Genomic DNA, 22,870 nt, shown 5'->3' with positions numbered 1-22,870 from the left:
CGAGAGGTTCAGGAGGGGGAACGCTCGTGACGGCTCAGTCCTGCCCGCACTGCTCGGCACCCACGCGTGACGACGGACGGCCGAGGTGTCTGTGCGAGGCGGCCGGCGCCGAGGACTTCGATCCCCTGCGGGTACGCCCGTACGTGCGGCTGCCGGACGGGGCGGACGTCACCGGGACGGCGGCGGGCACGACGGCGGACGCCATGCGTCCCGACCCGCGTCCCGCGCCGCGGTTCGGCTCCCGTACGGTGCCGCCGGCCGGGTCCCGGACGGGGGCGCGCGCCGGGTCACGCGCGGGCCTGCGCTCCGGAGGGCGGACGGAAGCACAAGCCGGTTCGCACGCCGGCCCGCAGGGCGGTCCGCACGCCGGTTCACCTGCCGACACCCGCGCCGTCCCCCGTACCGACACCCGCGACGAGGCCATGGCCGACGCCCGGGCCCGCACCGGCGCCGGGGCCGATGACCTCACCTCCACCGCAACCGACACCGACGCCCCCGCCCACGAAGCCTCCCGGCGCCGTAAGAAGCAGGCGGCTCTCGCCGCCATGGCCGTCTCCGCGGCGGGCCTGGCCGCGGGCGCGGTGCTGCTCAGCGGCGCTCTGCTGGCCGACACGGACCAGGACCGCGCGCTGCCCGACAACCACCGGCACATGCCCAGCGCCGCCCGCTCCTCGGGCAGCGGCGACGGCAGCCCCGGAAGCGGCGGCGGCCCGGGGCGCCGCGCCGCGCCGCCGCCCGCGGTGCCCACGCCGGCGCCGCAGCAGGTCACCAGGGCCGAGCCGTCCGCCGGCCCGTCCCACGCCTCGTCCCCGGCCCCCGGCCCGTCGTCGGCCCCGAGTACGGCCACGGCGTCCGGCAGCATCACCAGCGCCCCGGAGAGCCGTGCGCCGAGCAGCCCGCCGGACGGGCCGATGGTGCTGCGGGAGGGGGCCAGTGGGCCGGAGGTCCTGGAGCTGCAGCGGCGGCTGGAGCAGGTGGCCGTGTACCCGGGTCCGGAGAACGGCCGTTTCGACGTCGCCGTACGCGAAGCCGTCGCCGCGTTCCAGCGGTTCCACCGGCTGCGACAGGACCCGGCCGGTGTTTACGGGGTGCAGACCCGGCGGTCGCTGGAGGCCCGTACGGTCGAACCGTGAGCCGGTGCGCGGGGCGTCCGAGGCCGGTGCGCGCGGGGCGCCCGGGGCCGGTGCGCGCGGGGCGCCCGGGGCCGGTGCACACGGGCCGTCCGAGGGGGCGGTTGGCCTCTCGCGGAGGCTCTTTGTATCGTGTAGGAACAAAGTGGTTCCGCCCGCACTCCCTGACCGGCGGGCGGAGCCGCTTGACTCTTTCCTCAGCGCCCAGGAGCCCGCCGATGCCGGCAACCACCCCGCTCATAGCCCGCGCCCTGCTGCTGGACATGGACAGCACGATCGTGAACTCCGAGGCCGTGGTCGAGCGCTGCTGGCGCCGCTGGGCCGCCGAGCAGGGGCTCGACGCGGACGAGGTGCTCAAGGTGGTGCACGGCCGGCAGGGCTGGGCCACGATGGCCGCCCTGCTCCCCGACCGCCCGATGGAGCTCAACCACGAGGACAACCGGCGGATGCTGGAGCAGGAGACCGCCGACGTGGACGGCGTCGTCCCGGTGCCCGGCGCGCCCGCCTTCATGGCCGCCCTCGCCCGGCTCCCGCACGCCCTGGTGACCTCCGCCGACATCGCCCTGTCCGACGCCCGCATGGGCGCGGCCGGGCTGCCGATGCCGGACGTACGGATCACCGCCGAGTCGGTCAGCGCCAGCAAGCCGGATCCCGAGGGCTTCCTCAAGGGCGCGGCCGAGCTGGGGTACGCGCCCGAGGACTGCGTGGTCTTCGAGGACTCCGAGGCCGGCATCGCGGCCGGGCGCGCGGCGGGGATGCGCGTGGTCGGCGTCGGTGAGCGGGCCGCGGCCTTCGGCCCCGACGCCCATGTGCGCGACCTGGAGCAGATCCGGGTCGAGGCGCTCGCGAACGGGTCGATCGCGCTGCACATCGAGGGCTGAACCGGCCGGGACAGGCGCCACCCGCGCCGGTGGCGCCGCCCGTCCGTCCTGCACTCAGCCCACGATCGCCTCGTACAGGCTGAATCCCGCGAGCAGCACCATCACCGCCGCCGCCACCTTCGTGATCAGCTTGAGCGGTACGTACTTCATGAGCGTGCGGCCGCCGAGGATGCCCAGGCCCGCCACCGCCCACAGGGCCAGCACCGCGCCGACGCCCACCGAGACCGGGTCGTCGTAGCGGGCGGCGAGGTTCGCGGTCATGATCTGGGTCAGATCGCCGAACTCGGCGACCAGGATCATCATGAAGCCCGCCCCGGAGACCTTCCAGAAGCTCTGGTCGGCGGGCTTCTTGACCTCTTCCTCGTCCTCGTCCTTCTTGAAGAGCAGCACGGCCGCGCCCGCGAGGAAGAGCACGCCGACGACCGCCTGCACGAGGCGGTGCGGGAGCAGGGACAGCACGCTGCCCGCGGCGATGGCGAGCGCGACGTGCACGGCGAAGGCCGCGGCGACGCCGGCGAACACGTACGAGGCGCGGTAGCGGGTGCCGAGCATCAGCCCGGCGAGGGCGGTCTTGTCCGGCAGCTCGGCCAGGAAGACGACGCCGAAGACGACGGCGGCGACGGTGAAACTGAACACGGGGTGTCTTACCTCGATCGGTCGGGCCGCACCGAGGGGCCCGGAAAAGGGGTCGCTTCGGCACGGCAGCGTCTCTTGCGCACACGTGCGTCTGCGCAAACACTGCGGCCGAAGGTCTCGCTGGCGCGGCAGGGACACCGGTCTCCTGCCACGCTCCGGGCGCCGGCCCACCGCGGGCGGCCTGTCACCTGGGCGGTGGCGGCCGACGGGCGGGCAGTATGTCGACGGTCCGGCGAAGAGCTACTCCCCTTCTGCTGCGGCCAAGGGTACGCGGTGCAGCCGCCCGCGGGCCACCAGCTCCAGCACCACCGCCACGGCCGCCGCCTGGACGGCGAGCAGCGCCACCAGGACGAACATCTGCACGGCGCCCGCCTGAACGGGTGACGCGCCGCCGAGCAGCATGCCGACGAAGGCCCCGGGAAGTGTGACGAGCCCCACGGTGCGTGTCTGGTCCAGGCCCGGCAGCAGCGCGTCGGACGCGGCCGGACGGGCGACCTCCATCCGGGCCTCCCGGTCCAGCAGGCCCAGCGCCAGCCCCGCTTCCACCTCCCCGTGCCGCGTCTCCAGCTCGTCCAGGGCCCGCCGCCCGCCGAGGACGGTGGCGGTGAGGGCGCCGCCGATGAGGATGCCCGCGACGGGGATGAGGGTGATGCCGCGCGGCGGTACCAGGCCGGTGAGCACCAGGGCGCCGACGACCGGCACGACCCCGGCGGCGAGGGGCGCCGCGGCCCACCACCAGGTGCGGTTCGGGGTGAGGCGGCGGCCCGCGGTCCGTACGGCGACCGTGAACATCAGCACGAGGAAGCAGAGCAGCCAGGGCACGGACCGGACGACCCAGCCGATGAGGTACGAGACGGCGGCGAGCTGGAGGGCGGCGCGCAGGCCCGCGAGGGCGACGGCCCGCGCGTGGCCGAGGCGGGCGAGCGCGGCGGCGGCCACGGCGGCGGCCAGCAGGACGGCGAGAGCGACCCCGAGGGTGGCATTGACCGGCAGCAGCACGCGCTCACTGTAGGGCGGCGGCGGAAGGGCGCGCCGGATGCGCCACGGCGGAGGCCGGCGCTCCGGAAGGGGCGCACGCGCCCGCGCGAGCCACATTCCGGAGCGCCGGGGGCGGGTGACGTCACGTCAACCCCTTGAACTGACGTGACCATGTCGCCACTCTGTTACCTGGAGCCCGCCCGGTGGCAACCCCACGGCGCCACCATGAGCTCCGTCCAGCCCTTCAACTTCCCCCCACTGACAGGGAGTTACGATGCCCAAGGTCTACGCGCGTCGCGTATCGGTCGCCGCCGGGTCCGCCGCCGCCCTCGCCTGCACGCTCGTGCTCGGCGCCCAGAGCGCCCAGGCCGCACCGCCCACCCCGCCGGACGCCGCCACGGCCCGTACGTACCTCGCCCAGCTCAAGGAAGCGCCCCAGGGTTCGCAGGACGGCTACAGCCGCGACAAGTTCCCGCACTGGTCCGACCAGGGCAAGAACTGCAACACGCGCGAGGTCGTCCTCAAGCGGGACGGCGAGAACGTGCAGACCGACGGCAAGTGCGCCTCGACCAGCGGCACCTGGAAGTCGGCCTACGACGACGGCGTGTGGAACAAGGCGTCCGACGTGGACATCGACCACGTCGTCCCGCTGTCCGAGGCGTGGAAGTCCGGCGCCTCGAAGTGGACGACCGAGCGCCGCAAGGAACTGGCCAACGACCTCACCCACTCGCAGCTCATCGCCGTCACCGACAACGTGAACCAGGAGAAGGGCGACAAGGACCCGGCCAAGTGGCTGCCGCCGAAGACCTCGTACCACTGCACGTACGCCCGGATGTGGGTGTCGGTGAAACACGTGTACGGGCTGACGGCCGACGCGGCCGAGAAGGCGGCACTGAAGAAGATCCTGGACCGCTGCTGAACACCGCCTCCCGGCGGCCGCTGCTGAATGGTTACTCCTGCTGCCACGCCGACCGGCGCAGGACCCGGCAACCGGCTGACGCAACCGTACGACCGGATGGCTCCGTCTTTCCCCGCGAGGAGGCCGGAGCCGTCCCGTCGCCCCGCGACCGGCTCCTATCCTCTGAGCACATACGTACGGGCACCGGCCCGTACGAGGGGAGGATCGCCGATGGCCGAGCTGCTCCTGGGGCCGCTGCTGCGGTACGTGGACGAGATCAGCGCGACGGTGTGGGTCGAGACCGACCGGCCCTGCGAGGTGCACGTCCGCTGCGAGAACGGTGCCGGCGGCGCCGAGCGCACGTGGCAGGTGGCCGGGCACCACTACGCGCTGGTGCCCGTCGCCGGACTGACACCGGCCGGCGAGACCCCGTACCGGGTCCTGCTCGACGGCGAGCAGGTCTGGCCGCAGCCCGGCAGCCGGTTCCCGCAGAGCACGATCCACACACCGGCGGCCCCGGGCGGCGACCCGGCGGACCAGCACCTGCGGGTCGCGTTCGGCTCCTGCCGCTGGGCCGCGCCGCCCGCCGACGCGCACGACCCGGTAGGCCCGGACGCCCTGGACACCCTCGCCGCCGCGCTCGCCGCCGACCCGACGCGCCCGCGCCCGGACGTCCTGCTCCTGCTGGGCGACCAGGTGTACGCCGACCAGACCTCGGACGCGACCGCCCGGCTGCTCGCCACCCGCCGCGACACCTCCGAGCCGCCCTGGCAGCAGGTCGCGGACTACGAGGAGTACACCCACCTCTATGCCGAGTCCTGGCTCGACCCGGAGGTCCGCTGGCTGCTGTCCACCGTCCCCAGCTGCATGATCTTCGACGACCATGACGTCATAGACGATTGGAACACCTCCGCCGCCTGGCAGACCCGGATGCGCGCGACCTCCTGGTGGCGGGAGCGGGTGCTGGGCGGCCTGATGTCGTACTGGGTGTATCAGCACCTGGGCAACCTCTCCCCCGCCGAACTGGAGAAGGACGAGCTGTACGCCCGGGTGCGCGCGCTACCGGACGGCACCGACCTGGTGCGGGAGTTCGTCTCGGCGGCCGACGCCGACCCGGGCTGCGCGCGCTGGAGCTACCGCCGCGACTTCGGCCGCGTACGGCTGGTCATGGTCGACACCCGCGCCACCCGCGTCCTGGACGAGGGACGGCGGGCGATGCTCGACCCGGCCGAGGCGGAGTGGCTGCGCGAACAGGTGCTGGCCGACCACGGCGCGTACGACCACCTGCTCATCGGCAGCTCCCTGCCCTGGCTCCTGCCGAACCTGATCCACGACGCGGAGGGCTGGAACGCCGCCCTGTGCGCCGGGGCGCGCGGCGCGCGCTGGGCGCGCCGGAGCGAGTCGCTGCGGCAGCGGGCCGACCTGGAGCACTGGGCGGCGTTCCCGGAGTCTTTCGCCGCGCTCACCGACCTGCTCACCGAGGCCGGTTCGGGCGACGCGGCACCGGCGACGGTGTGCGTGCTGTCCGGCGACGTGCACCACGCGTACGTGGCCGAGCCGCACTGGCGCGACCGCTCCGCACCCGACGCGCGCGTTCTCCAGCTGACCTGTTCACCCGTGCACAACAGCATTCCCGCCACCATGCGGGCCGGCTTCCGCTTCGGCTGGAGCCGGCTCGGCCGTCTGCTGGGCCACGCGCTGGCCCGGCACGCCCGGCTGGAGCGGCCGTCGATCGGCTGGCGGCGCACGGGCGGCCCGTGGTTCGGCAACCAGTTGATGACCCTGGCGCTGAACGGGCGCACCGCACGGCTGCGGCTGGACCAGGCGCAGCGCGAGCGGGGCGACGGCGCACGGCTGGTCTGCGCGTGGGACGAGCAGGTCGCGGGGCGGCCGGAGCGGGAGACGGCGAAGGGGCCGGAGGAGGCGAAGGGGCGGGGAAAGGGGAAGGGATAGGTCCGGGACAGGAGAAGGGCAGGTCTTCCCTCTCACTTCCCCCCCTTTCGCCGCGTTCTCCACCTGTTCTTTTGCCTGACCTGTCGCCGCGCTTTCCGTCGGACCGGGCTTCTGCTGCCGTCGAAGAGTTCCGCCCGGCGGACGGCCGCATTCCGGGGCATCCCGGGGTGAATTCGGTGGCCAGTACAAATACTCGCGCCGCCGCGCGCCGCCACACGGGCGCCACTTCGCGCCATGACCGTTTTCGGCCAACGGCCGGATATGGCCAGATGTTGAACTTGCAAGTACCTATTAGGTCTCCCTAACCTTTCTCCTTGTCGGTTCCCGTCCCCGAAACCGCAGGAGTTCCCTCATGTCCGCTCCCTCCCCGGTGACCGAGTTCACCGAACGAATCAAGCCGCACACCCTCTCGCTCTTCCGCATCGTCACCGGCCTGCTCTTCGCCTGCCATGGCGCGTCCTCGCTGTTCGGCATCCTGGGCGGCGCGATGGGCAAGGGCCTGACCGTTCCCGCGGGCAGCTGGCCCGGCTGGTACGCGGCCGTCATCCAGTTCGTCGGCGGCCTCCTGGTGATGCTGGGCCTCGGCACCCGCGCCGCGGCCCTGATCAGCTCCGGCTCCATGGCGTACGCGTACTTCTCGGTGCACGCCGGCGAGTCCCTGTGGCCGCTGCAGAACGGCGGCGAGCTGTCCGTGCTGTTCTGCTGGGCGTTCCTGCTGCTGGTCTTCACCGGCCCCGGCACCTGGTCGCTGGACCACCTGTTCTTCCGCTCCCGGCAGCCGGCCGACGCCGCGGCCGGCGTCCAGCGCGAGCCGAGCGCGGCCTGACGGCAGACCGGCGGCCCGTACGGCCGCCACCCGGCGACGAGCGGCGGCCCCCGGTGCACACCGGGGGCCGCCGCTCTTTCGGAGTTGTGCCGGAGTCCGACGACGGGCAGCACCGGCGCCGCCGCCGGAATCACCGGAACCGTCAGAAGAGCTTCCCCAGGAGGCCGCTGACGGCCTTCGCGGCTTCCTTCGACTGGTTGAACGGCACGGAGTAGCAGGCGACCACCCGGCCGGCGGTCCCCGCCACCCCGGCCTTGGTCGCGGTACGGCGCTCATGGATCACCACGGACCGCGCCTCGCCGGACCGGAAACGCCAGGCGTTCCGGGACGCGGAGCTCGCCTCGCCCTTCCCGTCGGTCGTGAAATCCAGCCAGACCTCGTTCTTCGGGTTGGCGTACGCCGGGTCGACGGAGGGCGTACGCGGGTCCTTGCGGTGCTGGTAGTGCGGCCCCGAGCTCTCCGGGCGGACTCCGCACGTCCCCGTGTGGACGTGCGCCCCGTACGTGCGGTTCGCCACCAGGCCGGCCACCTGCAGGCCGACCCGGGTGCGGGCGCTGTCGGCGCGCTCGCTGACCGTGACGCGGGAGTTCACGGGCACCAGCTTGGGGTCGTACGTCAGCGCCCGGCTCAGCATCGCGCCGTTCGGGCGGGTGAACTGCGCCGCGATGGTGACCGAGTAGTCCTGATTGACGGTGTTCTTCGTGACCTTGTCGCCGTCCGCCGCGACCGCCGCCGGGGCGAGCAGGAGTGTGCCCGCCGTGGCGAGGGCCGCCACGGAGGCGCCCGCCGCCCTGGCGGCCGGGCGCGGCCACGTCCGCGTCGCCGGCGGTGTCACGCCACTCCTGGCCCGCCCCCCGTTCACGGACCGCCCGCGGCCGGCGGCCGGCCCCGCCGCGCTCTCCGACGATTCCGGCGCCGCCGACGACTCCCTCAACCTCTGCATCCCTGTCTCCATTCGTGTGCCGTTCCGCTCCGGAGCACCCTGTTTGCGCGCTTCACAAGGCACTTATTTCGGCACATAACATGCCCAAAGCCGCGCTCTTTTGCGCCACGACCGGAGCAGACGGGTGACAGTGCCGCCCGGGGCGGTCCCGCGGGGGTGTGAAGCCGACAACACCGTGCGCCCTGGAACGTCACGGCGGACCGGCCAGGCGTACGCTGTATGGCGGTACAGCCGCCCCAGCCGCCGATGCGACGTCGCGGCAGGGGATCGGATCAGGAGCAGTACGTTGTTGGAAAGCCTGGGGTCGTTGAGCGACACCCCTTGGGTCTACGCGATCGTCGGACTCTCCGTACTCCTCGACGTCTTCGTGCCGATCCTGCCCAGCGGTGTCCTGGTGATCACCGCCGCCACCACGGCCGCGGGCACCCGTACCGCGGCCGGCGCGGTGGGCGTCTCCACCTCCGTACGCGGTGACGCCGACCTCGCCGAGATGCTGGCCCTGGTGCTGTGCGCCGCGACCGCCTCGGTGCTCGGCGACATGGTCGCCTACCGGCTCGCCTGGCGCGGCGGCGACCGCTTCGACCGCGCCATCGCCCGCTCCCGGCGGCTGACCGCGGCCCAGGAACGGCTCGGCGCGGCGCTGACCCGGGGCGGCGGCGGCATCGTCGTCCTGGCCCGCTTCGCGCCCGCCGGACGGTCGGTGGTCAGCCTCGGCGCGGGGGTCGCGCACCGTACGGTCCGGGAGTTCCTGCCGTGGTCCGCGCTGGCCGGGCTGGCCTGGGCCGCGTACGGGGTGAGCCTCGGCTATGTGGGCGGCCAGTGGCTGGGCGTGTCGTGGATCAGCACCGCGATGTCGGTGTTCGCGCTGTTCGCGGCCGGGTCGGCGGCGGTCTTCCTGATGCGCAGGCCGGAACGCCGGGACGCGGCGTTCACGGCGGCCGGCTCGGACTGACCGGCTGCCGGAGGCCAAAAGACGCAGGTCCGGGGCCGGAAACTCAAGGCCGGGGAAAAGCCCGAGCCGATTGTCAGACCCCGGTGCGACCATGTGGGCATGGACAACTGGCAGTGCCGCCCCGAGACTCCCGAGGACGTTCCGGCCGTCCGCCGGATCATCCTCGCCGCCTTCGAGACCGCGGGTGAGGCCGACCTCGTCGACGCGCTGCGGCAGGACCCGGCGGCCTGGCTGCCGGGTCTTTCGTACGTGGCCGGGCCCGCCGCCGGGCCGGCCGGCAGCGCGGCGGCGCCCGCGCCCGTCGTCGCGCACGCACTGCTCACCCGCTGTCACATAGCCGGCGAACCAGCCGTCGCGCTCGCGCCGTGCGCGGTGCTGCCCGCGTACCACAAGCAGGGCGCGGGCAGCGCGGTCGTCCGGGCCCTGCTGGACGCGGCCCGGGCGGCCGGCGAGCGGACGGCCGTCGTGCTGGGCCACCCGCCGTACTACCCCAGGTTCGGCTTCGAGCCCGCCTCCCGCTTCGGCATCCTGCCGCCGCAGGAGTGGCCGGACGAAGCGTTCCTGGCCCTGTCCCTGGACGGCAGTACCCCTCCGCGCGGCACGGTGCGCTACGCGGCGGCGTTCGGCATCGACTGAGGAGACGGGCAGAAGGAATCAGGCGACCGGGGCGGCTCGGGCCGCCCCGGTGGGTCGGGCGAGTGGTGCGCGGGTTGCGGGCGCTCGCGCTACTCCGCTTCCCGGCTCCGCTCCGTCTCCTCCGGCACGACCGCGATCGGGCACACCGCGTGCAGCAGTACGGCGTGGGCGACCGAGCCGAGCCGGCGGCCGACCGGCAGCCGCCTGCGGTGCCGGGCGACCACGACCAGATCGCCGGCCTTGGACGCCTCGACGAGCTGCCCGGCCGCGTCCGCGTTCCGCAGCTCTGCCGTCACCGCCACCTCGGGGTAGCGCTCGCGGTACGGCGCGAGCGTCTGCGTCACCTGCTCGACCAGGGCGTTCTCGTACTCCTGCTGGGTGCCTTCGTAGGCCGCGACGTATTCGAAGGACGGCGGCGTCAGCATCGGCCAGGCATAGCCGGAGACCACCTTGAGGCGGGCACCGCGGCGGCTCGCCTCGGCGAAGGCGAAGCCGATCGCGCCCGGCTCGTCCGAGGAGGCGTCGACGCCCAGGACCACCTGCGGCGGGTCCGGGCGGACCACCTCACCGTCCGCACCGACCGCGGCACCGGCCCGGTCCGGGCGCGGCACGACCACCACGGGCCCTTCCGAGTGCGCCGCGCACGCCATGCCGTTCGAGCCGAGCAGCAGGCTGGCGAAGCCGCCGCGCCCGCGCGAGCCGAGCACCAGCAGCTGCGCCTCGGCGCCGAGGGCGGGCAGCAGCGTGTCGGTGAGCCCGCTGAGGCTGCGGAACTCGATGCCCGGCAGCCCGGCCGTGTCGGCCCGCCCGTCCAGCGTCTTGCGCAGCTCGTCCAGGACCGGGTCGCCGATGCCGGATTCGGCCGCCGCGCGGCCCTCCGAGGTGACGTACGGCCAGACGTGTACGACCTGCAGCGGCGCGGACCGCAGCCGGGCCGCCTCGATCGCCCAGCGCAGCGCCCGTTCGCTGTCGGGAGATCCGTCCACCGCGACAATGACCGGCAGGGTGTCCATGTACGCCTCCATACGACCAACAGCGTGTGCTATGCCCAACTATTTCCATACTCCTACCCCGTGCCGTCCCGAAGACAGGGGACGAAGGTCCCTCCCCGGCACGGAGTAGAGTCGAACGTCACTTCTCAGCCCCTTACCTGGGACGCAATGAACACACTTCAGGCCCCGCAGTCCGTCGAGTGGACCGAGGCCGGCGCGGCCCGCACCGCACGCTGGCGTTCCGAGAGCGGCACGCCGGCGCCCCGCCGGGTGGTCGTCGCCGACGACCGTACGAAGGCCGACGACGCCTACAAGCTCGCCTGCGAGGGCACGGCGCTGCTGTGGCGCGGCGACTTCCACAACGCCCGCCAGCTGCTGACGGCACTGGCCCGCCGGATCGACCGCCGCCCGCGCAAACGGCCGCCGGCCGACCCCGCCCAGGCATTCCACCTGCACCGGGCCGCGCAGAGTCAGCGCGCCCGCGTCCTGGGGATGCTGCTGGTGTCCCTGGACCCCGGGTACGGGCTCGCACTGCGCCGCGCGCCCGACGTACGGGAGGCGTGCCTACAGGCGTACGGCCCGGACACCCAGGACACCCAGGACACCCAGGATGCGCACCCCGCCCCGCCCCTGATCGTCTCGCTGCGCGAACTGCTCGGGGTGATCGGCGCGTACGAATGGCGCAGAAACGGCGTCCGCATACCGGCGCTCGGCGGCGACCGCGTCCACCCCTACTACGGCGTCTTCTCACCCGTGCGCGGCGAGTACGTCGACCTGGTGGCCCGGGCGCCCCTGCCCTCCGTCCCCGGGCCGGCGTTCGACATCGGTACCGGCACCGGCGTCCTGGCCTCGGTGCTGGCCCGGCGCGGTGTGTCCCGTGTGGTGGCCACCGACCAGGACCCGAGAGCCCTGGCCTGTGCGCGGGAGAACACCGAACGGCTCGGCGTGGCCGACCGCGTGGAGATCCTGGAGGCCGACCTGTTTCCGGCCGGCCGCGCGGCCCTCGTCGTCTGCAACCCGCCGTGGGTGCCGGCCAAGCCCACCTCCCCCGTCGAGTACGCGGTCTACGACCCGGGCAGCCGGATGCTCCGCGGCTTCCTGAACGGCCTGGCCGCCCACCTCGAACCGGGCGGCGAGGGCTGGCTGATCCTGTCCGACATCGCCGAACACCTCGGGCTGCGCTCCCGCGCCGAGCTGACCGCCGCGTTCGACGCGGCGGGCCTGACGGTCCTGGACCGTCTGGACATCCGGCCCCGGCACCCCCGCGCCCGCGACGCCGACGATCCCCTGCACGCCGCCCGCGCCGCCGAGGTGACCTCGCTGTGGCGGTTGGGGGCGGCGGAAGCTGCGGGGACCACAGGGGCCGAAAGGGCCGAAAGGGCCGAAGAGGAACCCCGGACATGACCGAGACCAGGAGCGAGACCGAGACCGAGACCGCGCACCTGCCACGACTCGTGGAGCGCGCCCGGCGGCTCGCCGCCTCCGCCACCCCGGCCCGCCGCCGGCTCCTCGGGATCGCGGGGCCGCCCGGCTCGGGCAAGTCGACCCTGGCCGCCCGTCTGGTGGCCGGGCTGGCCGGGTCGGCGGTGCTCGTGCCCATGGACGGTTTCCACCTCGCCGAGGCGGAGTTGCGCCGGCTGGGGCGCACGGACCGCAAGGGCGCGCCGGACACCTTCGACGCCGCCGGTTACGCGGCCCTGCTGGCCCGCCTGCGCTCCCCCGCCCCGGACACCACCGTCTACGCCCCGGCCTTCGACCGCCGCATCGAGGAGCCGGTGGCGGGCAGCGTCCCCGTGCCGCCCGACGTGCCGCTCGTCGTGACCGAGGGCAACTACCTGCTGCTCGACGGCCCGTCGTGGCCGGACGCCAGGAAGTGCCTCGACGAGGTCTGGTACGTGGATCTGGACGACGCGGAACGGGTGCGGCGCCTGGTCGACCGGCACGCGCGGTTCGGCAAGTCACGGGCGCACGCCGAGCGGTTCGTGCGGATCTCGGACGAGGCCAACGCCCGTCTGGTGACGGCCGGGCGGGAGCGCGCCGACCTGGTCGTCAGGTTCGGCCCGGACACGGCGCCGGAACCGTACGGCGGGGCGTGAGCGCTTCCGTGGCCGGTCAGCGCGGCCGTAGCCGTAGCCGTAGCCGTAGCCGTAGCCGTAGCCGTACGGCGGAGCGTGCGGGCTCCGTGGCCGGTCAGCGCACCTTCTCGTAGACCTCTATGCGGCGCCCGACGGTGTCCGTGCGGTCGGTCCGCTCGAAGTGCCGGCCGAGGACGCGGAGTTTCTCGGTCTCGCGTACGGGTGCGGGCGGTGCGGCCCGGCGGGTGTCGGTGACGACCACGATGCGGGACTTGGCCAGCATGGCGCTCCGTATGTGCGCGGCGCTGCCCTCGACGCCCTTGATGGTGCCGGAGGCCGCCGGGCTCTCGGCCAGCGCCAGGTCGTCGAGCCCCGTGAAGGCCGTCGGCGTCACCAGCGCCGTGTCGCGCCGGGCGGCCGGTATGAACAGCACGCCGTCGCCCGTGCGCGCGGCCGCCGCGACCCGGTCGGCCGCCCGCAGCACGTCGTCCGCCCGGCTCTTCGGCGCGCGCAGGCCGGTCTCCACGGGCAGCAGCGCCACAAAAGCCGTCGCCGTCACCCCCGCGAGCAGCACCCCCGTACGGACCGGGAGCGCCTGGACGGCAGCGGCGACACCGACGCCGAGCAGCAGGGCGAAACCGAGGTTGGTGTAGAGGACGTAGCGGTCCAGGTAGACGGGCTCCACGAGAGCAGAAGCCAGCAGGAGACCGCCCTGCGGCACGGCGAGCAGCGGCAGCCCGACGGAGGCCGGTGACACGGCCGCGCGGCCACGGCCCGGGTAGGGGACGCGGGCGCACGCCAGCGCCACGAGCAGCAGTACGCCGACACCCAGCAGCGTGGACACGGCGACGGGCTTGATCCACGACACCTGGCCCGCCTGGGCCCGGCTGGCCAGGATGAGCGGCAGCGCGCCCGCCAGCACCAGGGCCGCCGACACCGACCACGGGGCGAGCAGCGGGCGGGCACCGCGACGGCGGGCGACGAGCACGGTGACGGCGTGCGCGGGCAGGACGAACAGCGAGAACCAGTTCAGCAGGGCCGTGGTGAGCATGACCGTGCCGTAGCCCGCCCAGCGCGGCCAGCGGCGCCGCCGCACGGCCGCCGCTTCGTTCTCCGACGCGTCCGCCGCGCTCACCAGAAGCCAGGTGGCGACCGCCGCACCGGCCGTGACCAGCGCGTACGCCCGGCCTTCCTGGGCGTAGTGCTGGATGTTGGGTATCAGTGCGAGGACCAGCCCGGCGGCCAGACCGGCCCACGGCCCGGCGAGGCGGCGTCCGGCCGCGGCGGTGGCGGCAGCGGCCGCGGCGACGGCCAGGACGGACGGCATCCGGAGTACCGCCGGGCCGGCGCCGAAGAGCTCGAAGACACCGTGCATCAGCACGTAGTAGAGGCCGTGCACGACGTCCACCTGGCCGAGCAGGTCCCAGATCTCCGCCACCGAACGCTGCCCGACCTGCCAGGTCACGGCCTCGTCCCGCCACAGGCTGTCCTCCCGCCGGATGCCCCACAGACCGAGCGCCAGCGCCAGCAGGGCGGGCAGCACCGGGACGGCGAGCCGCGCGAAGGCAGGAGCGGGTGCGGGTGCGGGGGCGGGGGCGATTGCGGTGGTGATGCCGCGTCGGGTGGGGAGGGCAGCGACCGGTGGGGCGGGGGCGGCTTCAGCGGGCATGGCGAGGACTCTACACTGTACGTATACACCACATGCATACATCGCATGTATACACCTGATGCGTAGGCCGCTACCTGCAACTTCGCAGGTAGCGGCGCTGTATCGCCCTACCGCCCCTTCCCGCTACCGCCCCGCCCCCCGTACGAACGGAGCCCTCGGCGCAGTGCCCGACCAGACCGCCGCCCGCGCCACCGCCGCAGTCACCCATGCGTCCGCAATCGCCCATGCGTCCGCACCCGCCCCCGCGTCCCCGCCCGCAGCCACGCCCGCGTCCGCCCGTCTCCGTACGGCGTTCCCGCCCCTGCTCGCCGCCTGGTTCCTCACCCGGCTCTGGCTGGTGCCCGCGGCCCTGAAGATCAGCCCGTTCGTGGGCGGCGGCGGGCTCGACCCGTCCGTGAGCAAGGTCTACACCGGCTGGTACGCGGTCCTGAGCGGCGGCAGCTTCCCGCTGCACGACGTGAGCTGGCAGTACCCGCCGGGCGCGGCCCTGCCGATCCTGGCGCCCGGTCTCGTCCCCGGCCTCGGCTTCGGGCACGCCTTCATCGTGCTGGCCGCGCTGTGCGACGCCGCGATCTTCGTTCTGCTGGTGCGGGTGGCGCGGCGGCGTGGCCGTTCGCTCGCCGGGCCCTGGCTGTGGACCGTGGGCCTGGCCGTCCTCAGCACCATGCCGTGGAACCGGTTCGACCTGCACGTGACCGCCCTGGCGATGCTCGCCCTGGTGACCGCGTCCGCGCGGCACGCCTGGGCCGGCCGGGCCTTCGGCGCCGTGACGGCGCTCGCCGCCGTCATCAAGGTCTGGCCCGCGCTGCTGCTCGCCGGTACGGCGCGGGGCCGTCGCACCCGTACCGCCTGGGCGGCCGCCGCTGTCACCGGTGCCGCCGTGACCGCCGCTCTCGCCCTCGCCATGCCGAACGCGTTCTCCTTCCTCTCCGCCCAGGAGTCGCGCGGCATCCAGATCGAGTCGGTCGGCTCCCTGCCGTTCCATGTGGCGCGGCACCTCGGCTGGAGCGGCACCTGGGCGGCGAAGGACGGGTCGCACGAGTTCGTCGGCCCGTGGGTGGACGGGGTCAGCGTCGCCATGCAGGTGTCGACCGTGCCGGCCTTCGGCTGGCTGCTGTGGTGGCGGCGCCGGTCGGACCGCACCGGTGCCCGGGTCCTGCCGGACGCCGCGCTGACCGCCACGCTCCTGTTCGTGGTCACCAGCCGGGTGATCAGCCCGCAGTACATGGTCTGGCTGCTCGGTCTGGCCGCGGTCTGCCTGCTGCGCGGCGACACCACCCAGCGCCCGGTCGCCCTGCTGATCCTGGCGGCCTGCGTCTTCACCACGCTGGACTTCCCGCTCCTGTACCGGGGACTGCGGGACGACGCGTCCTGGCTGTCCATCGCCAACCTGTACGCGCGCAATCTGCTGCTGCTCGCCGCGGCCTGGCTGTCCGCCCGCCGCCTGTGGCGCGGGACCGTGCCCGCACGCCGCCCGTCCGCACCCCCTTCCCGATGAGGCAGGAAAAGACAGCACAAGACAGCACCGGCTCGGGAACTTCGGCGTCCTCTCATCCGTACACAGAACGGAATCGTCGGATCTCGCGGATGCGGCACGCGCCGCGCGGGGTGACAACTGCCGGGCCCAGGGCGCAACTTCCGTAACGACACCGTCGATGTCATCATGACACCATGAGTGTCACCGAGGGCAGCGCGGACTCCGCCGAGCACCTCGCGTACGCGGTGCTCCGCCGCCTGTGGCCGCTGCACCGGAACCCCGCGCGCCCCGGTCTGTCCGATACGACGCATCCGCCCCGGAAGTCTCGAACACCCCGGGAACCTCGAACACTCCAGGCACCTCAAACCTCCCGGGGGCCCGAACGGCCCGCACCTCCCCAGCAGACCGAGCGCCCCACACGACAGCAGCACCCCACACAGGACGGCACGGAGCATGACGACCGAAGACATCCAAGGAACCCGAGAAGACCAGGGCATCCAAGGAATCCAGGTGGCCGGGGCCTGGGGCACGGAGGTCGAGAACGACACGGTCCCGGTCGAGAACGGCGAGCTGTTCTACGAGGTGGCCGGCGTCGGCACGGAGGGCGACCCCTCGGTGGTGCTGCTGCACGGCGGGATGCTCGACCAGCGCATGTGGGACGAGCAGTTCACCTGGCTCGCCCAGTCGGGCCTGCGCACGGTCCGCTACGACGCACGCGGCCACGGCCTGTCCTCCACCGTCGACGGCGACTACGCCAACCACGAGGACCTGCGCACCCTCCTCGACCACCTCGGCATAGCGCGCGCCATCCTCGTCGGCCTCTCGCACGGCGCCCGTATCGCCCTGGACATGGCGCTCGCCCACCCCGACCGCGTCTTCGCGCTGGCCCTGGCCTCGCCCGGAGTGAGCGGCCGGGCCTTCACCGACCCGTTCATCCTGGAGCACATCAAGGAGCAGGTGGCCGCCGTCACCGACGAGGAGGACGGCACGGAGCGCTACATCGAGCACTTCCTGCGCATGTGGGTGGACGGCCCGCACCGCGCCCCCGACGCCGTGGACCCCGCCCTGCGCGAGCGGCTGCGGGCCTCGGCGGACGCCAACGTGGTCGTGCACGCGGGCGGTATGGGCGCCGGAGTGCCGATCGAGGTCGGCGCGTACGAGCGGCTGGCGGAGATCCGCGTACCGACCCTGGTCCTGGACGGCGACCTGGACAGCTCCGACATCTCCGCCAACGCCCACGCCATCGCCCTCGCCGTGCCGGGCGCCCAGCGGGTACGCATCCCGGGCGCGGCCCACATGGTGAACCTGGAGAACCCCGGCCACTTCGACCAGGCCTTGCACGGCTTCCTCTCGGGTCTTCCGTACTGAGCCTGCGTCCACACCGGCTCACGCGCCTGCCCCTGTCCCCCGTCCCTGCCCCCTGCCCCTGCCCCTGCCGTCGGGCGTCCGGGGCGGGGTGCAACGATGAGCGGGTCATGATTGCGGGGCGTCTTCTCAGGGGATTGCGGTCCGGGGTGTTCGCGGCGGTGTGTGTACTGCTCGCCGCCCTCGGCCACGCCCTCATGTCCGACGCGCCCGTGCCCTGGTGGGTGCTGCTCGGCGCGGTGACGGCAACGGCCCTCGGGGCGTGGAGCCTCGCCGGCCGCGAGCGGGGACCGCTGTTCGTGACCTCGCTGACGCTGGCGACACAGGCCGCACTGCACTGTGCCTTCTCCTTCGGCCAGTCGGTGGCGGCCACCGTGTCCGCCGGCGCCGCCACCGGGGGCGGACAGGCTTCCCTGGCCCAGCGGTGGGCGGCCTCGCTGATGTGCGGCACGGTCGGCCCGATCCCGCAGCGCGAGGCCGAACAGATGCTGCACGAGGCGGGGATCGGACGCCGGTACGGCGAGGCCATGGCCGGCATGCATACGGTGCACTCCGCCCACGGCACCCACGGCACCCAAGCCGCGCACGACATGCACGCCCTGCACGACATGCCGGGTATGGGCGGCAGCATGACCGGCATGGTCGCGGCGCACGTCCTGGTCGCGCTGCTGAGCGCCTGGTGGCTGTGCGGCGGCGAACGGGCGGCGTTCCGCGTCGTACGGACCGTCTCCGTACGGCTGTTCGTGCCGCTCGCCCTCGTCCTGCGCGCGGTCCTGCCGGAACCGCCCCGGCCTGCCCGCCCGGTACGCCGCGAACCCCGGCAGCCGCTGCGACGACTGGTCCTCGTCCACGTCATCTGGCTCCGCGGCCCGCCCCGGGAGACCGCTGTCCGCTGACAGCACGGTCACACCCAGGACTTGGTGCCGCACGCCGGCCGGTCCTGGTCCTCGTAATCGTCACCGGTCCCGATCGTCGTCCGTCGAGTACACGGCGGGGCCGGGTCTCCCGAAGGACTACTGATGATGACTCCTGTCCTCGCCGTCCCCGTATGCGGCGGACCGCCGCAGCCGGTCGAGCAACCCGCCCAGCGCCGATGCGCGCTCCGACCAGAGACGGCAGTCCGCGCACCCCGCCAGGTGGGCGTCGAGCAGCCCGCCCGTGACGCCCGGCGGCAGCTCTTCGCCGTCGAGGCGGGCGGAGACGGCGGTTCGTACGCGCGAGCAGTGCATGACCCCATCCTCTCCGACGTGCGCGGCAGCGGTTCCGCGACCGGCAGCGGGGAGGTGCGGCGTGCGCGATGACCGTACGGTGACGGCCTGGGCCCTGGCGGCCCGTACCGGGGACGAGACGGCCGTGGAACGGTTCGTCCGCGCGACACAGCTGGACGTACGCCGCTACGTCACGCACCTCAGCGGCGACGCGCAGGCCGCCGACGACCTGGTGCAGGACACCTACCTGCGGGCCCTGCGCAGCCTGCCCCGCTTCGAGGGCCGGTCGTCGGCCCGTACGTGGCTGCTGACCATCGCCCGACGGACGGTCGCCGACCGGCTGCGGTCGATGGCCGGCAGACCGCGGCTCGCCGGGACCGACGACTGGCAGACCGCGGTGGAGAAGGCCCAGCCGCGCGGCGTGCCCGGTTTCGACGAAGGCATCGCCCTCACCGAACTGCTGTCGGCGCTGCCCGCACCCCGCCGGGAGGCGTTCGTACTGACCCAGCTGCTGGGCCTGCCGTACGCGGAGACGGCGGCCATCGCCGGCTGCCCGGTGGGAACGGTGCGCTCCCGGGTGGCACGGGCCCGCGAGACGCTGGTGTCCTTGCTGGCGGAGGAAGCGGATCCGGCGGAGGAGCGGGAGGGGGAGCGGGGAACAGCCCGTACGACGTGCAGCGTGGGCGCGCTCGGGCCCGCACGCACCGCCCGCGTCTCGGCAGGCTCCGCCGCGTGAGGCGCTGGGCCGGGCCGGAAGCCTGAAGGCCGGTGTCCCGGGCGCGCGCCCGGGACACCGGCCTCCGGCTCTCTGCGTGCGGTCGGATCAGAGCCGCATGTGGTCGGATCAGAGCCGCGTGCGGTCGGATCAGAGCCGCAGCTGACCCGGTCGTACGGCGACAGCCTCGGCGGTGACAGGGCCGCTGTGCCGGAAGTGCAGCGTGAAGGTGAGCCGGTCGCCCGGTGCCAGGCGCGGTGGCGGGCTGACCATGACGTCCAGGCCGGTCGGCGCCATCCGCAGTGCGCCGCGCGCCGGGACGGCGACGGCGCCGGCCATCTCCATCCGGTGCGCCCCTTCGGCGACCTCGACATCGCGGCCGACCATGGCCCGCAGCCCGGCGGGGCCGGTGACGCCCGTCAGTTCGTCAGCGGTGGTACCGGTGTTGCTGATGGTGAAGAAGGCCGCGGTGGCTTCCGTGTTGGAGGCGGTGAGGATACGGCCGTCGGTCACGTCCAGCCGGGGCGGGGTGCCCGCGTTGCCGGTGACGGTCCAGGCGGTGAGACAGCCGAGGGTCAGCACACCCGCGAGGAGCGGTACGGCGGCGGCGCGCAGAGTGGCAGAGGTCATGGGGTGTCCGGGGTGATCGTGGAGGAGGTGCGGGAGATGCGGGAAGGACGGGAGGTGCCGGGGGCGCGAGAGGTGCGGGAGGCCGGCCGCCATGCCCGTAGACGCAGACTGTTGCCCACCACCAGCAGTGAACTCGCGGACATCGCGGCGGCCGCGGTCATCGGGTCCAGCCGTCCGACGGCGGCGAGCGGCACGGTGACCAGGTTGTAACCGAAGGCCCAGACGAGGTTGGCGCGGATGGTACCCAGCGTGCGCCGGGCCAGCCGTACGGCGTCGGGCACGGCCTGGAGGTCCTCGCGCAGCACGGTGACGTCGGCCGCGCCGATCGCGGCGTCCGTACCGCTGCCCAGGGCGATGCCGAGGTCCGCACGGGCCAGCGCGGCCGCGTCGTTGACTCCGTCACCGACCACCGCGACCCGGCCGCCGTGTTCCTTCAACGTGGTGACCAGCGCGGCCTTCTCCTCGGGGAGCGCCCCGGCGTGGATCTCGGTGATGCCGAGGTGACCGGCGACAGCCCGCGCGGTGGCCGTCCGGTCCCCGGTGGCCAGCACCGGCCGCAGGCCGAGGCGGCGCAGGTGGTCGACGGCCCGGTAGCAGTCGGGCCGCAGCGTGTCGCCGATGGAGAAGACGGCCTGCGGGGTGCCGTCGACGGTCACCAGTACGGCGGTGTGCCCGGCGGTCTCGGCCGTACGGACCGCGTCCGCGAGCGGGGCGGGCAGCGCCGACAGTTCGCCGGGCCGCCCGACGGTCACGGACCGGCCGTCCACCTCGCCGGTCACGCCGTACCCAGCGGTCGCGGCGAAGTGCCGCGCGGCGGGTGGCGGCCGGTGCTCGGCGAGAGCTTCGCGGCGCAGGTCGGCGTACGCGGTGATGGCGCGCGCCAGGGGGTGTTCGGAGCCGTGCTCCACGGCGGCGGCCAGCCGAAGGGTCTCGTCGGCCGTGAGGCCGGGGGCGCCCGCGGCACCCGCCACACCACTGACCCCGGTAGCCCCCGTATCCCCCGCACAGACCGTCATGGCGATCACGCTCATCCGCCCCGTGGTCAGCGTGCCGGTCTTGTCCAGCACCAGGGTGTCGATGCGCCGCAACCGCTCCAGGGCCTGCGGTCCGCTGACCAGAATGCCCAGCTGCGCACCCCGGCCCGTGGCGGCCAGCAGGGCGGTGGGGGTGGCCAGTCCGAGCGCGCAGGGACAGGCGACGACCAGGACGGCCACCGCGGCGGTCACCGCCACCTGCGGGTCGGCGCCCGCGCCCAGCCAGAACCCGAGGACGGTCACGGACACCGCCAGCACGGCCGGGACGAAGACTCCCGCGACCGCGTCGGCCAGGCGCTGTGCCTGGGTCTTGCCGGTCTGCGCCTCCTCGACGAGGCGGGTGATCCGGGCCAGCCGGGTGTCCGCGCCGACCGCGGCCGCCCGTACTTCGAGGAGGCCGCCGACGTTCACCGCGCCGCCCACGACCGCCGAGCCCGGCCCGGCCTCCACCGGGCCGCTCTCGCCGGTGACGAGGGAGAGGTCGAGGGCGGAACTGCCGTCCACCACCGTGCCGTCGGTGGCCACCCGCTCCCCGGGGCGTACGAGGAACCGGTCGCCGACCTGGAGCCGGGCCACCGGAATACGACGTTCCACAGTGGCGGCACCGTCCGCGAGGCCGCCACCGGCGCTCTTGCCCGCCGTGTCGGCCGGTACCCGTACGGACACGTCCTTGCCGACCAGTTCGGCCAGCGCCCGCAGCGCGGACCCCGTACCCCGCCGGGCCCCGGCCTCCAGCCGCCGCCCCGCGAGGACGAACAGCGGTACGCCGACCGCCGCTTCCAGGTAGAAGTGCGCGGTGCCACCGCTCAGGAAGAGCGCGTACGCGGACCAGGCGAACGAGGCGGCCACCCCGAGGGAGACCAGCGTGTCCATCGTCGCGGCGCCGTGCCGCAGTCCGCGTGCCGCACGGCGGTGGAACGGCAGCGCGCCCCACACGGCGACCGGCGCGGTCAGCGCGAAGCAGAGCCACTGCCAGTTGCGGAACTGCCAGGCGGGGACCATCGACAGGACGAGTACGGGGACGGACAGCAGCGCGGTGACGAGCAGGCGGTTGCGTTCGCCGTCCGGTGCCTGCCCTTCAGACGGAGGGACTTCCTTCACCGGACCGGTCGGTTCGCCTTCCGGGAGTTCCGCCGTGAACCCCGCGGCCTCCACCGTCGCCAGGAGATCGGTCACCGGCAGTCCGGGCGGGTGGCGGACCCGGGCCTTGCCGGTGGCCAGGTTCACCGTGGCGGTCACTCCGTCGAGCCGGCCCAGCTTCTTCTCCACCCGGTTCACGCAAGCGGCGCAGGTCATACCGCCCACCGTCAGTACGGTGACGCGCTCGCTCATTCCCTACCGCCCATGCCGTCCATGCCGCCCATACCGTTCATGCCGTCCATGCCGTCCATGCCGTCCACGGAGTCGCCGTTTCCGGGTTGTTGCGGCGCTCCGGGGAGCGTGCCGCTCGGCCGCATGCCCGGCGCCACGGGTCCGGCGGCCGAGCCCGCCCCGTACGCGCCCACGAACAGGACGGCGAGCAGTGCCACGAACCCGGTCACCGGTTTCGCGGGCAGTGCGGATGACAGACGCTCTACGAGAGACATGGCCGCTCCGATACACGTGCACAGACGACGGAATGAGGAAGAGGAAAGGGGAACGGGGTAAGGGGAACGGGGTAAGGGGAACGGGACTCGCCAAGCCCGGAAGCGAGGCAAGAGAAAGGGGAAACGGGAACGGAAACGGAAACGGGAACGGGAACGGGAAACAATGCGCGGGGCAGCTCAGGGTTCCCGGTCTCCGGTCCCCGCGCTTCGCGCCTCGCGCCTCGCCCCCCGCCCCATCGCCCGAAGCCGCCATACTGGCACGGCGATCAGCCCCCTCCCCCTCTCT

Annotated in this window: 22 protein-coding genes; 13 read left to right on the top strand and 9 right to left on the bottom strand. The window is 73.8% G+C overall.

Going from position 1 to position 22,870, the window contains the following annotated elements; translation table 11 throughout:
* Positions 1-26 precede the first annotated feature (26 nt).
* Together OEIGOIKO_RS29690 and OEIGOIKO_RS29685 are read left to right on the top strand one after the other, a co-directional pair.
* Positions 27-1,133: a peptidoglycan-binding domain-containing protein gene (locus OEIGOIKO_RS29690; protein ID WP_125056612.1), complete on the top strand. Its 1,107-nt coding sequence runs from the start codon at positions 27-29 to the stop codon at positions 1,131-1,133.
* A 215-nt stretch (positions 1,134-1,348) separates the two neighbouring features.
* The gene (locus OEIGOIKO_RS29685) at positions 1,349-2,011 is read left to right on the top strand and encodes an HAD-IA family hydrolase (RefSeq protein WP_125056611.1); all 663 of its coding nucleotides are present in this window, start codon (positions 1,349-1,351) and stop codon (positions 2,009-2,011) included.
* 54 nt (positions 2,012-2,065) lie between these two features.
* On the opposite strand, the gene OEIGOIKO_RS29680 is transcribed toward OEIGOIKO_RS29685, so the two are convergent.
* Both OEIGOIKO_RS29680 and OEIGOIKO_RS29675 read right to left on the bottom strand, forming a co-directional pair.
* Positions 2,066-2,647 carry a TMEM165/GDT1 family protein gene (locus OEIGOIKO_RS29680; RefSeq protein ID WP_125047363.1) on the bottom strand — a complete coding sequence of 194 codons (582 nt, stop codon included), beginning with the start codon at positions 2,645-2,647 and terminating at the stop codon, positions 2,066-2,068.
* 240 nt (positions 2,648-2,887) lie between these two features.
* Positions 2,888-3,646: an ABC transporter permease gene (locus OEIGOIKO_RS29675; RefSeq protein WP_125056610.1), complete on the bottom strand. Its 759-nt coding sequence runs from the start codon at positions 3,644-3,646 to the stop codon at positions 2,888-2,890.
* Positions 3,647-3,899: 253 nt separating this feature from the next.
* Between OEIGOIKO_RS29675 and OEIGOIKO_RS29670 the strand changes: the two genes are divergently transcribed.
* The 3 genes from OEIGOIKO_RS29670 to OEIGOIKO_RS29660 all read left to right on the top strand — a co-directional run bounded on the left by OEIGOIKO_RS29670 (position 3,900) and on the right by OEIGOIKO_RS29660 (position 7,302).
* Positions 3,900-4,544, top strand: coding sequence for an HNH endonuclease family protein (locus OEIGOIKO_RS29670; protein WP_125056609.1), 645 nt, complete (start codon positions 3,900-3,902; stop codon positions 4,542-4,544).
* A 210-nt stretch (positions 4,545-4,754) separates the two neighbouring features.
* Positions 4,755-6,476: an alkaline phosphatase D family protein gene (locus OEIGOIKO_RS29665; protein WP_246177604.1), complete on the top strand. Its 1,722-nt coding sequence runs from the start codon at positions 4,755-4,757 to the stop codon at positions 6,474-6,476.
* Positions 6,477-6,828: 352 nt separating this feature from the next.
* The gene (locus tag OEIGOIKO_RS29660) at positions 6,829-7,302 is read left to right on the top strand and encodes a DoxX family protein (RefSeq protein WP_125056608.1); all 474 of its coding nucleotides are present in this window, start codon (positions 6,829-6,831) and stop codon (positions 7,300-7,302) included.
* A gap of 142 nt (positions 7,303-7,444) precedes the next feature.
* Here OEIGOIKO_RS29660 and OEIGOIKO_RS29655 read toward each other — a convergent pair whose 3' ends face one another.
* A complete protein-coding gene (locus tag OEIGOIKO_RS29655; RefSeq protein ID WP_246177603.1) occupies positions 7,445-8,137 on the bottom strand; it encodes a superoxide dismutase family protein in 693 nt (230 codons plus the stop codon).
* A 394-nt stretch (positions 8,138-8,531) separates the two neighbouring features.
* Here OEIGOIKO_RS29655 and OEIGOIKO_RS29650 point away from each other — a divergent pair, with 394 nt between their 5' ends.
* Both OEIGOIKO_RS29650 and OEIGOIKO_RS29645 read left to right on the top strand, forming a co-directional pair.
* Complete coding sequence (locus OEIGOIKO_RS29650; protein WP_125056606.1) at positions 8,532-9,197, top strand: DedA family protein; 666 nt, start codon at positions 8,532-8,534, stop codon at positions 9,195-9,197.
* Positions 9,198-9,296: 99 nt separating this feature from the next.
* Positions 9,297-9,833, top strand: a complete 537-nt coding sequence (locus tag OEIGOIKO_RS29645) for a GNAT family N-acetyltransferase (protein ID WP_125056605.1) — start codon at positions 9,297-9,299, stop codon at positions 9,831-9,833.
* An 89-nt stretch (positions 9,834-9,922) separates the two neighbouring features.
* Here the strand turns inward: OEIGOIKO_RS29645 and OEIGOIKO_RS29640 are convergent, their stop codons facing one another.
* Entirely contained in the window at positions 9,923-10,846 is a 924-nt protein-coding gene (locus tag OEIGOIKO_RS29640) for a universal stress protein (RefSeq protein ID WP_125056604.1), read from the bottom strand.
* A gap of 147 nt (positions 10,847-10,993) precedes the next feature.
* Between OEIGOIKO_RS29640 and OEIGOIKO_RS29635 the strand changes: the two genes are divergently transcribed.
* Positions 10,994-12,229, top strand: coding sequence for a methyltransferase (locus OEIGOIKO_RS29635; RefSeq protein ID WP_125056603.1), 1,236 nt, complete (start codon positions 10,994-10,996; stop codon positions 12,227-12,229).
* Positions 12,226-12,921: a nucleoside/nucleotide kinase family protein gene (locus tag OEIGOIKO_RS29630; protein WP_125056602.1), complete on the top strand. Its 696-nt coding sequence runs from the start codon at positions 12,226-12,228 to the stop codon at positions 12,919-12,921. Before OEIGOIKO_RS29635 ends, OEIGOIKO_RS29630 begins: the two co-directional genes overlap by 4 nt.
* 94 nt (positions 12,922-13,015) lie before the next feature.
* On the opposite strand, the gene OEIGOIKO_RS29625 is transcribed toward OEIGOIKO_RS29630, so the two are convergent.
* Complete coding sequence (locus tag OEIGOIKO_RS29625) at positions 13,016-14,569, bottom strand: glycosyltransferase family 39 protein (protein ID WP_125056601.1); 1,554 nt, start codon at positions 14,567-14,569, stop codon at positions 13,016-13,018.
* Positions 14,570-14,732: 163 nt separating this feature from the next.
* On the opposite strand from OEIGOIKO_RS29625, the gene OEIGOIKO_RS29620 reads away from it, so the two are divergent.
* The 3 genes from OEIGOIKO_RS29620 (at position 14,733) to OEIGOIKO_RS29610 (ending at position 18,307) form a co-directional block, all read left to right on the top strand.
* Positions 14,733-16,067, top strand: a complete 1,335-nt coding sequence (locus OEIGOIKO_RS29620) for a glycosyltransferase family 87 protein (RefSeq protein ID WP_170251912.1) — start codon at positions 14,733-14,735, stop codon at positions 16,065-16,067.
* Positions 16,068-16,499: 432 nt separating this feature from the next.
* Positions 16,500-17,414 carry an alpha/beta fold hydrolase gene (locus OEIGOIKO_RS29615; RefSeq protein ID WP_125056599.1) on the top strand — a complete coding sequence of 305 codons (915 nt, stop codon included), beginning with the start codon at positions 16,500-16,502 and terminating at the stop codon, positions 17,412-17,414.
* Positions 17,415-17,572: 158 nt separating this feature from the next.
* Positions 17,573-18,307: a PE-PGRS family protein gene (locus OEIGOIKO_RS29610; RefSeq protein ID WP_246177601.1), complete on the top strand. Its 735-nt coding sequence runs from the start codon at positions 17,573-17,575 to the stop codon at positions 18,305-18,307.
* 117 nt (positions 18,308-18,424) lie between these two features.
* On the opposite strand, the gene OEIGOIKO_RS29605 is transcribed toward OEIGOIKO_RS29610, so the two are convergent.
* A complete protein-coding gene (locus OEIGOIKO_RS29605; RefSeq protein WP_125056597.1) occupies positions 18,425-18,640 on the bottom strand; it encodes a zf-HC2 domain-containing protein in 216 nt (71 codons plus the stop codon).
* A gap of 61 nt (positions 18,641-18,701) precedes the next feature.
* Here OEIGOIKO_RS29605 and OEIGOIKO_RS29600 point away from each other — a divergent pair, with 61 nt between their 5' ends.
* Positions 18,702-19,355 (top strand): sigma-70 family RNA polymerase sigma factor, encoded by a 654-nt coding sequence (locus OEIGOIKO_RS29600; protein WP_246177600.1) that lies wholly within the window; start codon positions 18,702-18,704, stop codon positions 19,353-19,355.
* 129 nt (positions 19,356-19,484) lie between these two features.
* Here the strand turns inward: OEIGOIKO_RS29600 and OEIGOIKO_RS29595 are convergent, their stop codons facing one another.
* From OEIGOIKO_RS29595 to OEIGOIKO_RS29585, 3 genes are read right to left on the bottom strand one after another with little or no spacing between them, the layout of a single operon-like run.
* On the bottom strand, positions 19,485-19,964 hold the full coding sequence (locus OEIGOIKO_RS29595; RefSeq protein ID WP_125056596.1) for a copper chaperone PCu(A)C: 480 nt from the start codon (positions 19,962-19,964) through the stop codon (positions 19,485-19,487).
* Entirely contained in the window at positions 19,961-22,330 is a 2,370-nt protein-coding gene (locus tag OEIGOIKO_RS29590) for a heavy metal translocating P-type ATPase (protein WP_125056595.1), read from the bottom strand. The genes OEIGOIKO_RS29595 and OEIGOIKO_RS29590 overlap by 4 nt, the downstream gene beginning before the upstream one ends.
* A complete protein-coding gene (locus OEIGOIKO_RS29585) occupies positions 22,327-22,584 on the bottom strand; it encodes a hypothetical protein (RefSeq protein ID WP_125056594.1) in 258 nt (85 codons plus the stop codon). Before OEIGOIKO_RS29585 ends, OEIGOIKO_RS29590 begins: the two co-directional genes overlap by 4 nt.
* Positions 22,585-22,870 lie beyond the last annotated feature (286 nt).

Source organism: Streptomyces paromomycinus (genome assembly GCF_003865155.1).
Lineage (GTDB): Bacteria > Actinomycetota > Actinomycetes > Streptomycetales > Streptomycetaceae > Streptomyces > Streptomyces chrestomyceticus.
This window is presented reverse-complemented; position numbering and strand designations above follow the sequence as displayed.

Coding starts and splice junctions, on each gene's coding strand:
- OEIGOIKO_RS29645 (WP_125056605.1), top strand. CDS start 9,297: ATGGACAACTGGCAGTGCCGCCCCGAGACTCCCGAGGACGTTCCGGCC.
- OEIGOIKO_RS29605 (WP_125056597.1), bottom strand. CDS start 18,640: ATGCACTGCTCGCGCGTACGAACCGCCGTCTCCGCCCGCCTCGACGGC.
- OEIGOIKO_RS29585 (WP_125056594.1), bottom strand. CDS start 22,584: ATGTCTCTCGTAGAGCGTCTGTCATCCGCACTGCCCGCGAAACCGGTG.
- OEIGOIKO_RS29640 (WP_125056604.1), bottom strand. CDS start 10,846: ATGGACACCCTGCCGGTCATTGTCGCGGTGGACGGATCTCCCGACAGC.
- OEIGOIKO_RS29615 (WP_125056599.1), top strand. CDS start 16,500: ATGACGACCGAAGACATCCAAGGAACCCGAGAAGACCAGGGCATCCAA.
- OEIGOIKO_RS29665 (WP_246177604.1), top strand. CDS start 4,755: ATGGCCGAGCTGCTCCTGGGGCCGCTGCTGCGGTACGTGGACGAGATC.
- OEIGOIKO_RS29635 (WP_125056603.1), top strand. CDS start 10,994: ATGAACACACTTCAGGCCCCGCAGTCCGTCGAGTGGACCGAGGCCGGC.
- OEIGOIKO_RS29590 (WP_125056595.1), bottom strand. CDS start 22,330: ATGAGCGAGCGCGTCACCGTACTGACGGTGGGCGGTATGACCTGCGCC.
- OEIGOIKO_RS29670 (WP_125056609.1), top strand. CDS start 3,900: ATGCCCAAGGTCTACGCGCGTCGCGTATCGGTCGCCGCCGGGTCCGCC.
- OEIGOIKO_RS29595 (WP_125056596.1), bottom strand. CDS start 19,964: ATGACCTCTGCCACTCTGCGCGCCGCCGCCGTACCGCTCCTCGCGGGT.
- OEIGOIKO_RS29685 (WP_125056611.1), top strand. CDS start 1,349: ATGCCGGCAACCACCCCGCTCATAGCCCGCGCCCTGCTGCTGGACATG.
- OEIGOIKO_RS29625 (WP_125056601.1), bottom strand. CDS start 14,569: ATGCCCGCTGAAGCCGCCCCCGCCCCACCGGTCGCTGCCCTCCCCACC.
- OEIGOIKO_RS29660 (WP_125056608.1), top strand. CDS start 6,829: ATGTCCGCTCCCTCCCCGGTGACCGAGTTCACCGAACGAATCAAGCCG.
- OEIGOIKO_RS29630 (WP_125056602.1), top strand. CDS start 12,226: ATGACCGAGACCAGGAGCGAGACCGAGACCGAGACCGCGCACCTGCCA.